This is a genomic window from Pseudomonas sp. TE3911, assembly GCF_054062775.1.
In genome coordinates, this window is sequence record NZ_JBSSFP010000001.1 from 2901896 (window position 1) to 2914597 (window position 12702).

Annotated in this window: 1 protein-coding gene; it reads right to left on the reverse strand. The window is 63.9% G+C overall.

Annotated elements, in window-relative coordinates:
- Nucleotides 1-1114 precede the first annotated feature (1114 nt).
- Nucleotides 1115-12613 carry a filamentous haemagglutinin family protein gene (locus ACVWXD_RS13025; RefSeq protein ID WP_457371102.1) on the reverse strand — a complete coding sequence of 3833 codons (11499 nt, stop codon included), beginning with the start codon at nucleotides 12611-12613 and terminating at the stop codon, nucleotides 1115-1117.
- Nucleotides 12614-12702 lie beyond the last annotated feature (89 nt).

The following is a 12702-nucleotide window of genomic DNA, read 5'->3' on the forward strand; positions in this document are numbered from 1 at the left end:
GCCCCACTCCTGGCGTCCTGCTGGCGGCTTTAAGAACACCTTCGTGGTGTTCTTGAGCGCGTTACACAGGAGAGACGGGGGTAAGGGTTGGCTACCGAACTTTTGTCATGAAAGCTTCATTTTTTGGGTTTTTTTGGGGGTGGTGGGGTGAGTACATATCCGTTATTTGGGTAACGGCCGCTTAGGGTTTCGCTCTTACAGCGACTCACTTTTGGAAGAGCCCAAAAGTAAGCAAAAGGCTCTCGCCCCAACACTCGGCACCTCGCCTAGGCTCGGTGTGCCCGCACTCCGGCTTGAATCCGTGGGCCGCCGCGATGGGCCATCCATGGCCCAGCGCGGCTAACCCGGCGTCCTGCCGGGTTACCCACGGATTCAAGCCTGCGTTCGGCCAGCGTGTTTGACGGGGCGCCTGAGATCAAGATCAAAAGCGCAGATCAAAAGACCGCTGACTTCGTCAGCGAAAAGGATGTAAGAGCCAGATCAAAAGCACATCAAAAGCAGAGCAAAAACAGAGCAAAAACAGAGCAAAAACAGAGCAAAAGCAGAGCAAAAGCAGAGCAAAAGCAGGACAGCAGGCTAGGACCTATCTATCTGATCTATGGAGATCAAACTGTGGGAGGGGGCTTGCTCCCGATGAGGGTGGGTCAGTCACAACTGCATCAACTGACACACCCTCATCGGGAGCAAGCCCCCTCCCACATTTGGACGGAGTTCGGCTTAAGAACCCGGTCGGCTCTAAGGCCGCCGCGCTCTTGCTTTTGATCTGAAATCGCCCCGTCAACCACGATGGCCGGAATTCGACGTTGATTTGGGGGGTAAACCGGCAGGGATGCCGGTTTAGCCGCCCTGCGCCATGGATGGCGCGTGGCGGCGGCCCCCCAAATCAATGTCGGATTACGGGCATGCCGAGCCTAGGCGAGGCACCGAGTGGTGGGGCGAAGGCCTTTTGGTTACTTTTGTCTGGGCCGGCATTCCGGCCTTTACAAAAGTGACCCGCTTTAAGAGCGGAACCCTAAGCCGCCGTTACCCAAATAACGGATATGTACACGAGCAAAAAAAAACGGGGCAATCAAAGATCACCCCAAAAGTCCAACGAGAGGCCCTACCAACCCAACTACAACGAAATCTGCTTCCTCTCCTCGTCCGTCAACCGCGCCCGCGCCTGTTCACTCAGCGGCCCCGCGCCCAGCACCTGCACCGGGCTGTTGGGGTTATACCCCGACGTCTTCTGCCCCTCTTCAACCCCACGCTGCACCGGCTCAGTCCCAAACCCGAGCACTTCCACCGTCACGATCGAAGCCCTGCCCTGCTTGGCCGCCGCCTGCTGACTGCGCGCCGCATCTTCCGCCGCCTGGGAGGCCGCTGCCCCCGCCGCGCTGGCCGAGCTCATGGCGCCGGTATTGACAGAGGCCGTTACAGGCACCCCAGACGATTTGCCCTGGGACTGGATATTCGCCGCGTTCACCACCCGCAAGGCCGCGATGTTGACGTTACCCGACACCCGAATCCCCGCCTCGCCCGCATCGATGGTGCCCAACGGCGCGATCAGGTCGATGTCTCCCGCCGGTACTTCCGGGATCGGGTTCAGCGTGGCGATCCCCGCACCGGTGCTCGGCACCGACGGCGACAGGCCCACGTTGCCCCAGTTGTCATAGACACGCTTGGGCGGTGTGTACACCACGGTGGTCTTGGAGCCGCGACCGGCGTTGATGTCGCCCTCGGCGGTCCACCCCATGATCGAGCCGCCAAAGGTGGTCATGATGCGGCTCTGCCCCAAGAGGATGCTGCCCATGGAATACAGCTGAATGTCACCGGCACCCTGGGTGATCACACCCGCCGTGGACGGTGGCGCCGCGCCTTCGATGCCGAAGGTCTGGCCGCCGCCGGGGGTGAGCATCTGGATCGACCCACCGGCATTGGTGTGCACGCCCGAGCCGTTGAACAGTGTGATGTCGCCCTGGTAAGTGATCGGGTTGCCGGCCACGTCCCTGGTCGGGAACAACGCCGCGATCGCCGCACGGCCACGCAGGTAGCTGCCCTCGCGGACGCCGCCGTCCTGGTTGTACTCGCGGCCAGCGGCCTTGAGTTCGGCAAAATACACATCACGGGCAAACACCCGTTGTTGCTCAGCGGGTAATGCAGCGTAGTAAGCGCGGGCCTGCTCGCTGTCGCCGGCAAACCCGAAGCGCTCGGCCAGCCAGGTGGCCAGTTCGTCCTCATAGGTCTTGGCCACTTTGCCGCCCTGCAAGGACTCGCCCGTTTGTGCCTGGTTGAGCGGGTTCAGGTAGCTCTCGACGAACCGTTGGTAATCCGGTCCGGTGGCGCCGACACCGGCCTGCATGACGATGCTCGCGCCAGGGCGGTTGTCGCCCGTCAACACCGCGCCGAGGCTGGTCACGCTGTGCTCGCCGCCCGTGCCTGTCAGCAGGATATTGCGCCCGGCCGAGACTTCCAGCAGGCCGGGGCCGGCTACCTGGAAATTGCTGTAGAGAATGTCGCGCCCGGCAGACACGATGGAGATGTCCTGCGTGTTTTTATGAATGAACAGATTGTCGCTTGGCGACGCGACGGTAAAACCATCAGTGCCAAAAGTACGACCACTGCTGACGATATCCCGCCCAGCCATCATGCGGACCGCGCCATTCCCTTCATACCAGGTCTCACCTTCATGCACTGACCCGGGTGTCTTCTGGAACGTGATTATCCGACCACTGCTCACCCCGACAAGGTCGCCGTCCATCGCATAAAACCGCGCCGGTTCAGCACTGCCCGCAGATGAAGCGGCTGTGGTGCCAGACCCGAATGCGAACAATGAGAGGTTGCCCGCGTTACCCGTGACCGACAGGTTGCTGGCGACCACGGCGTTGCCCACCCGGCCTTGGTACGCAGGATTCCACGGCGTCGCCATCGCACTGTTCGCCGTGCCGGACTGGCTAACCGGCATGCCGCCGGCGTAGATCGAGTCTTGGGCGAGGAACTGCAACTGGCCGTTTTCCCCAGGCGCCAACAGCAAGGGATAACTGTAGGCGCTGTCACCGTTGGTCTGCGTCTGCGCGGCTTTACCGTAATACAGGCTGCCGCCCGCTGCGGTAGCGTTAAGGATGGACGGGTAGACCACCGCCAGGTCGGCCGTCGCTTCGGAGCGGGTGAAGGGTGTGAGGTTGCCGCCCAGTGAAAACAGATCAATCGCGGTGTCTTTAGTCCACAACGTAAACCAGCTTGAACCGCTGCCGACTTTCGCGCCTTGGGCAAAGGGTGATACGTGCGAAAGCTGTACCCGGCCCGGGTCTTCGACGTTTTGCACCACCAAGTCGCCCAGGGTCTGCAGGTTGAACGTGGCATCACCGGGCACCAGGGTCATGCCACCACGGGCAACGCCACGGGTCGCGACCAATGGGTCGAACGCGCGGGTTTCGCCCGGGCTCTGGGTGGGGGAAATGCTGCCGTAGAGCATGTCGACGCTGCCCACGCTGGTGCTGCGCAGTTGCACATCGCCGCGCAGGTTGACCAGCACACCATCACGATGGTCCGCAGTCGCGGCCACGCTGGCCGGGTTCAGCGCCCCACCGATGCGCACGCGCAAATCGCCGCCGCCGGTCAACTGCTGGCTGCCATCGCTGGCGATCCGGCCCGTGCTGCCGACCGCCAGGGCCAGGCCCTGACTGTGGGGGTTTACAGTGGTGTTGTTGAAGCCATAGCCCAAGGTATCCAAGACCCCGGCATCACCGACCACGTTCACGTCCAGATTGCCGCCACCCAAGGTGCCGAAACCGGTGAAGCCAAGCATTTTGTCCGCCGCCGTGGTCGCGGTGTAACTGCCGAAATTGATCCACCAGGCGGTGGGTTGAGCTTGCCCGCCCGTGGCCACGTCACCACTGCCCTGGCGCCACAGCCAGTTGCCGACTGCGGCCGAGTCCACTCCGGCGTCCTTGGGGTTGGGACGCGCATTGCTGGTCGCAGTGCTGGTGATATTACCGGTCAGGTCACCGCCGACATTCAGGGTCAGATTGCCCCCAGCCTCCGGGTACCAGGCCCGGTAGCGGCTGGTGGGTGAGCCGTTGACGAATTGCTCAAAGTAGCTTCCCGGATCGTTCAGCACAGCGCCGGACGGTTGAGCGTTGGGCTGGTTGTACGGGTCACCCGCAAACGTGCCGGTCGATGAAGTACCGGCGGTGTACACGCCGTACAGCGAATCCATGCTCAGGTTGCCCGCACTCAACAACTCCAGGTCGCCGCTGCCGGTGCGGATCACACTGAAGCGTGTACTCGAAGGCGTCGCCCCGTATTCGGTCGTGCTCTGGGCCGCGCAATATTCAGGAGCCAGGGCGCAGACTTCATCCACCGTAGGCAGCTCCAGGCTGGCGAGGAACTCATTGGTGATCACCGCGCCCACGGGGATGATCACACCGGACTGGTTCAACAGATCGTCAGCCGCTTGCTGCGTCCACACGTAGGTCACTTTGATCGCGCAATACTCCGGCGCGCCGGCGCAGAAATCCTCGATCGACCCCAGGCTCAAGTCATCGAGCAATTGCTGGTCGATGGGGTCGCCCTCTTTGATGTCCAACCCAGCCTCGGTCAGCACCGCCACCGCTTCGGCCGTCCAGGTCTGAACGCCTTTGCTCGGCAATTCCTTGGCATACATGCCGTAGTGATTGTCGGCCAGGTGAATATCGCCGCTGCGCGGATGGGCTTGCAGCAGACGGCTGTCCGCGGCCTCGGTGTCGGCACCCGCCACCAGGCGCAACGACCACGATTGGGTGCCTTCGGCCAGCATCGGCGAGATGGCCCACACCTGACCGGCGTCGCCAGACACCCCAACCCGCAACTGCACCGAGGCAGCCCCATTGGGCAACTTCACATCGGTGCCGGCGGGGATCAGCGCGCCCTTCGGCAGGGCTTTGCTGCCACTCAGTTGCACGATGTTATTGGCCAGGTTCGCCCCGTGCACCGTCGGCAGCGGTACACCTTTGGGCCAGATCATGTCTTGCAGACGGGTGCCTTGGGTCAACAGTGTCCCGGCGCCCAATTGCGTGCCCGCCACCAGGGTGTGCGCCTCGGCGAGCAACGTACCGGCGGCAAACAACAGGTTGCCCCCGGCATCACGCACGTCCGCCGCCAATACGCTGCCCGCCGGCAGAACCAGGTCCTGGCCCAAGGTCGCGGCCACTGGCAAACGGGTGCCGGCGGCGACCGTCAGGCCTTTGATCGGCAGGTCGTAGTTGAGCGTGCTGCCCGCCGGGAAGGCCGTACCGTCTGCCAGGGTTACACCGTTGCCCGGCACCACGATGGTGCCGCCGCTGAAGTCCACACCGGGCAGCAGCACCCAGCCTTTGTCATCCTCCGACACCGGTGGTTTGGCGAAGCCATCGTTGATGCTGCCGTAGATGTTCAAGTCCCCACCGGCGCGCAGCGTCAGGCTGCCGGACTCGCCGGAGCCGTAGACGGCATTGTTCTTCTGGCTGTTGGGGTTGAGGCTGGCATAGCGATAACCGGACAAGTCCAGGTCGCCCTGGACCACCAGGTCGCCGTCCGGGGTCTTGCTGACGATTTCCACACCGGGGCGCAGGTGGAAAGCGTCGGCGTAGGTCTCGTTATTCAAGCCGGCGAGCTTGTTATCCAGCAAGTTCGTATTGAGCAGGGCGGCATTGATGAAGGCCTCGCTCAAGGCGTGTTTTGCATCCAGATAACCTTGGGTGATTTCCTGATACGGCCTGCCACTGGCGGTCGGATCGCTTTTTTCGGGTGCATCGTCGTAGGTCGCCATGCCGTTGAGGGTGATCGAGCGCGCGCCCTGAATGGTCAAGCGTCCACTGGCGTCGATCGCCACGTCATTGCCTGCCAACCGTGGTGCATTCAGTTCCAGGGTGCCGCGATTGCGTCCGTCATTACCAGCAGCCGCGCCGGTACCGTGGCGCAGGTCGATGCGTACGCCATCGGCGAGGGTCAGTTGGCCGCTGCCGGAGCCCAGCACCACCGTGGCGCGGTTCGGCGAGTCGATGATCTTGCCGTAGCTGTCCACGCGCAGCTTGCTGCCGTGAGCGTCGAGAACGGCTGTGCTGTCCAGGGTCAGGCCGTTCTTGCCGGCCAGGTTGATACTGCCGACGCGCTCACCGCTGGCGTCCACCAGGCCGGTCACGCGCAGGCTGCCGTTGTCCACGGACACGCTGACGGTGCCGGCCTTGAGCCCATTGCCGATGGTCAGGTCGCCCTGCTTGAGCTGAAAGCTGCGCGCACCGAACACCTCGCCCTGGTTCAGGCGTTGGTTGAGGTCGGCAAACTGCTGGTCCAGGGAGCCGCTGCTGCCCAGGCGCTGCGCCTGGATCTCCACGGTTCCGGCCGGTTGCGGCATAGAGGTGCCACCGGCGTTGTAGTAACCACTGCTGCTGCCGAGGATCTTGCCCTGCAGATCGACGATTCCACCCGCCGCATCCGTGGCCACCGCACGCAACTTGCCGGCTTGGTTGTGCTTGGCGGACAGGTCGATGGTCGAGCCCGCCGCCTGCAGGATATTGCCGCTGCGGCTGTCGAGCAGCACATCGCCGCCCCACCCGTATTGGGTCACATCGTTGAAGGTGATCCCACGACCGGCCACGTCAATCAGCGCGTCGTCGGTCAACACCACATCGCCACGGGCACTGAGGCTGACTTTACCGCTGGGCAACACCACCGCACTGGCCACGCGGATGCTGTCGCCTTGCAGGGACAGTGCGGCACCCTGGCCGCTGGCGTTGCCACGGGGGCCTGCCGAGGCGCCGATATCGATCGCACCGCCGGCTTTGATCGTGTTCACCGAGCCGGCCTCACCGGTCATCAGCGGGGTGCGAATGGTCAAGTTGCCGCCGCTGTACTGGAAGCCGCTGACCGGGTCATAGGCGCCCTGGCGCTGGTACACCGACAAGCTGCCCTTGTGGTTGGCGGTGATGCGCTCGCTGGCGTTGAGAGCAACGTTGGCAAAGCCCAGGGCCAGGCGGTCGAAGCTTTTTACAGTGCTGGGCTGGCCAAATTCGCCATAGCCAAACTCGATGCGCTCGGCATTGATATCCAGGCGCCCACTGCCAGTGCCTGCGCCGCCTGCCACCACCGCGCCGGGAGCGTTAGTAGCACCCAGCCAAATCAGGTTAGCGGTGTGAATGGTCGCGACATCGCTGGCACCACCGGCGCCATAGATGGACGGGGTGGACAGCATCAGGTTGCTCAGCAGCGACTTGCCGGTCAGCGGGTCATAGGTGTCGAGGCTGGCGCTGCCGTATAAGTTAAAACCGTCACGCGCCGACAACTGCAGGGTCTCCAGGGCCGGTGCGCCTAATTGCGTGTCGCCGCGCAGCAGGCGGTCGAGCAGCGCCTGGTTCAGGGTCAGGCCGGCTGGCAAGCGGTTTGCGGCAGCGGCCGCGGCGAGGGCTTCGACGCTGCCCAGGTTGATGGTGCTCACGCCCAGGTTGAGGTGACGAGTGCCATAGCGCACTTGGTCGCCCAGTTGGAAGGTGCTGTCGGTCAGGGCCACGATGCTGCCATCGGAATACAACCCGGTCTGGCCGGTGCAGACGCTCGTGCTGCATGCGCCGATGTTGATACCACCGCTGGTCACACCGCCGACTTGAGGGGCACTCACCACGTTCAGCAAACCGTTGGACACCGCCAGCATATTGGCAACCTGGTAGATAAAACCGTCGCGGGCGTCGTAGCTGGCGGCACCGCGCCCCAGGGTGTTGATCGAAGCGCCCTGCTCTACCACGATGGCGCCGGTGTTGCTCACCAGGAACACTTCGGGCGCGGCAAGGGTGGCGCCCGCACGTAAAGTCACGTTGCTATCGGCGGCATTCACACCCGATGCCAGGCTTATGAAGTTGCCCGACTGGCCATACTCCACCATGGTCATGCCCCCCACCATCAGCCGTGAAGCACCGATGGCATTGAGGGTGTCGGCTTTAAGCGTAATGCCGGAAAAACCGGCGGTAGCCGAAGCGTCAGCCGCGATCACTTCAATGCCGAGCTTGCCAGGGTCCAGTACCGCTACCGTACCGCCATAGCCTCCCGTCGCGGCATCAAAACGTCCGATACCCTCGAAGGAGAATGCGTCGCCCCCCTGGCCGGGGCGCAGTGCCAGTTTCAGGGTCTTGGCGTCGGCTTCCAGCATGGGGCGCGGTACGCCTAACCTGGCCGCATCGGCTTTGGCGAATTGGGCGTAACTGGTTTCGTTGTATTGGGAATAACGGCGCAGGGTGTCCGCCGAAGTCAGGATCAACTGGCTGGCAGTGCTGTTGCGGATCCCGGTGTGGGCAATCGACAACTGCCCGGCCGTGGCCCACGAGCCATTGCGCATCAAGGTGGTCGCGGCGTCGCTGCCGACTCCGGCCAGGCCATTGATCTCCACGCGATAGGCGCCGGGCATCAAGGCATACGTCGACGGCATCAAGGTATAGGTGCCTGCCGGCAACCCTGGCACACCCGCGCCGATGGTGACCTGCTGGCCAACCAGCGGCGCCACGGCACCGCCCTCCGCAGCCACCGGCGCTACGCCGGGTTGCACGCCCGGCACGATGGCGTAGATCGGGTTGGTGGACAGCCCCGGCAACACAAACCCGCCGTTGGCACCAAATTGCACCAGCGGGTTGTAACGCGCATCCGTGGAACCGCCGCGCCCGGAAACAAACCCGGCGCCGAGTAACTCGCCACCGCCCGACAGGTCCAGGATGGCATCCGGCTGCACCGCAACCGACTGGCCGCCCAGAATGACGCCCACGCTCAAGTCGCTGTTGGTATTGGCCAGCCCGCCTTGGCCGAGGAATGTCACCGTCTTGCCGTTGTACTTGTAAACCTGCCCGTCCAGCGTGCCGCCATAGGGCAACACCAGGCCCTTGCCGCTCACCGAGGTGACGCTGCCCGGCAGCAATTGCACCAGGCTGCTACCCATGCTGCCGATATCGATCAGGCCCAATGGCGCGCGCACCACACCGCCTTGCTTGACGGTGGCAGCGCCCAGTTGCAGGCGTCCGAACGCCGAATACGGCAGGGGCGCGTCCGTGCTGCCGACGCGGCCAATGGTCAACGTGCGTAAAGGGTCAAACGTCAGGCCCTGCACAGCTGATGACTCGCCCAGGTAACCGGCGATGACACGGGCACTGACTTCCGTGCTCGGGTACACCTGCGCCGCCCGCAGGGTCATGTCGCCCTGAGTCAGTAACTGGGTACTGACACCGGTGATGATGTCGTTCGCGGAGGCGCCCACCAGAAAGCGCAAATCGCCCTGGCTGGTCAGGTTGACCTGATCGAAGCCACGGCGCTCAAGGCTCGCCAGGCTATTGTCGGCGCCGTACAGGCTGCTGCGATTGCCGAAGATCACATTACCGCGCACTTCCACCAGGTCGCCGTCGGCATTGAACTGCGCCTCGGTTGCACGCTGGGATGGCGCCGGCAACACCGGCACCGGACGCACGTATAAATCCTTGCCCGTCTCAGGAGGCGCAAGGTAGCCCGCCAGCAACAGGTGCGGCGCCGTCAGGTTGACACGTGAGTTGCCTGCCGCGTTTTCACTGAGGCCATAACCACGGCTGTAAAGACGCAGGCTCTGGCCCATGTCCAGGCTCACATCACCGTCAAAGCTCAATAAGCCATTGCTCAACAGCGCGAGGTTATCGAAGCCGCCGGCAGTGACTTGATCCACACCCAGGCGGCCATGCCCGTACTCCAGGCTGTCGCCCAGCGCGGTCGGTTGGTGCACCTGGCTCAACACCAGGTCACGGACCTTAAGCACCCGATCGGTGACCCCGGCTTTCTGGTAATACGGGCTCTCCAGCGCCAGGTTGAGGCTACCGCCCGCCGCGCCGGCGCCACCGGCCTTGGCGACCAGGCTGCCATCCAGGTACAGGCCATTGTTGGAGGCCAGGCTGATGCTGCCGCCGTTACTGGCGACCTGCACCGCGCCCTGCCCTGCAATATTCAGCAAGGCCTGGGTGCCGGACGCGTCCAGGCGCGCACCGTCGCGCACGACCACGAACATGTCGCTGGCCGTGGCAAGGCCGGTGTTCAGGTCAAGCGAGCCGCCAATGTTGATAGTGCCGCCGTCGCGCACCACGCCGTAAGTGCGGCCACGGTAGTCCACCGCCGTGGCCGCCCGCGCCGCCACGTCGATCAACGCCTGTTCGCCAATCCAGATCGAGCGGTCATGGCCGATGGCGTTCACCGCCTCCGAGGCGCCGGTGGTCACACCGCCCAGGCTGACACTGCCGCCCCAGGCATTGAGCGTTCCGTCCAGGGTCAATTGGCCGATGCTGCGCAGCTTGATGGCCTGGCCGGGATCGACGTTGATCACCGCGCCGTGGCCCACCGTCAGGGCTGTGCTCGCCAGTTGCGCAGCCGTGGCGTAGACCGTACCGGCGGTGAGGCTCAAACCGGCACCACGGCGTTGGGTCAGCACGCCCTTGGTCGCGTCCTCCTGGTACAGCGGCGGCGTCCATTGCTCCAAGGCCGTGGCGGGATCGCTGCCCGTTGGCGTGGTGGACGCTTGGGCGCCCAAACGATAGGTCGGCAGGCTCACATCCACTTGCGTACCGTCGGTGACGATCAGCCCTTCGTTGCCGGTGATGTCGTAGGCCGAAAAACCCTTATTGAAGAAGTCGCCAGCCAGTTTCAGGGTGTCGCTGTCCACCGCAGCCGCGCTGTTGCCGATCTGCACCTTGCGTGCCTGCAAGGCCAGGGTGCCGCCGCCACTCACGCCAAAGCCGCGCACCTCGCCCTCCAACGCCAAGGCGCCGAGGGCGCCCAGGGTCACACTGCCGCCCTTGCCGCCGGTGAGCTTGCCGTCGACGCCGAGGGTCGCACCGGAGGACACATCCACCACACTGCCGGCCGCCAGGTTGACGTTGTTCGAACTGCGCAACGAGACCTTGCCGCCGTTGACATACGCCACGCCGGTGCTGTTGGTCGGGTCGAGCAGTAGGTTGTTCCAGCGGCCACCGGCGTCGAGCTTGACGCCGGCCGCGACACTCACACTCGAACCACCGGCCAGGGTCGTGTCTTCGACCTCGCCCGCTTTCAGCGGGTTGACCTGGCTGAGGATGTTGCCCGCATTGATGCTGCCACCCAGGGCTGTCAGGTTGGCGTTGATATCAACCCTCGGCCCGAACAGGGTGATGTCGCCGCCGTCGGCCACGCTGAGCGCGCCATTGACGGTCACCTGCTGCCTGGCCGCGACCTTGATCGCGCCCAACGGGTTGCCACTGAGCTGCTCGCTGTCGAGCAGGATTTTGCCCTGGCGGTCCTGGGGCAACGCGGTGGCGAGGTCCAGGCCATCGGCGATTTTTTCCAGGCTGCCTTCGATCGACACCTCGTCGGCGTTCGCCCCTAAGGCGTAGCGCAAGGTGCCGGTGGTCTTGTTGTAGATCGGCGTGTACTGGCCAATGATCAACTGCGCGAGCTGGGCCATGGCTTTTTGGGATTGCTGGTAACCGTCCAGGTTGATGTTCGGCGCCTGGGTCTGGCGATCACCCTGGAACACCGCGCTGATCATCTGGCCTTCCAGCACTGCGCTGGCGGTGCTGACCACCAGCTTGCCGGCGTCACGGCCCACGGTATAACCGGCCTCGTTACGGCCCTGCGGAGCAATCATCGGGTTGTAGTAGTACTCGGTCTGGCCCCAGCGAACACTGGTGTCTTCATAGCCCTTGTAAATGCCGGAATAGAGAATGTCGCCGGGTGCTTTGGACAACTCGTACAACCGTCGATCCGGGCCCTTGAGCCAGGTTTGTCGGATGTAGCCCCCTTGCACATCCACGGTGCCGCCCGACAAGTTGATCTGCGCGCCCTGCTGGGTCACGACATCTTTGCCGGTAAAGGTCACGGTGCCGCCCTGGGCCATCCATTCGCCCACCGAATGGCCCTGGGTGCCGAGGTAACCGCCGACTTCCAGCAGACCACCGGCGGTGTACCAGCGATCGGTGGCGTAGCCGTTGGTGCCGGCCGGGACAAACACCAGGTCGCGTAAGTCGACCCACACGTCGTTATTGATCAGTTGCCCATTGTCGCGGTTGATCGCCGCATCCCGCTGCTCGTTGCCCTGTACGTTGATCTTGATGTTATTGGCTTCCATCGACACCTTGACGCCCACGGCGCCCGACACGTCGATCATCGCGCCATCGCGCACCAGGCTGCGTTGACCGGCGCTGACCGCCACCTGGCCGCCGGTGGCGAGGGTGATCGAGCCTTTCTGGAAGTCCACGGTGCCACCGCTGACGATCTCGATACGCGACTGGTCAGTGCGGTCGGCCACGGCGCTGAGGTGGTTGAACTGCCCCGTGATCAGGTTAGCCGGCGTGCCGTCGAGCTTGATCAGGCCGTTGTCTTTCTGGCTGTTGAGGGCGGTGCTGCCACTGGCGTCCAACAGGATTGCAGTGGTGCTGCCCTCCCCCAAGGTGACGCTGCCGCTGGTGTCGCTGGCCGAGTTGAGCAAGTGAATGGAGCCGCGGGTGTCCACCGAAGTGCTGGCCAGGACCACGCCGTTTTGCTGAACCTGGTGCCCGGTCAGGGTGACGTCGCCGGTGGAGGCCATGATCAGGCCGTTGTTGATCACCTTGCCTGCGCTGCTGCCAGGCTTGAGGGCTGGCGGCGACTTCATTGCCACGGGTGGTGGAACGCTCGTTGCCCGCCGTGCCCACCCCTTTGCGAATATAAAAGCTGTCACCGGCCGCCAGGGTGGTCTGGCCC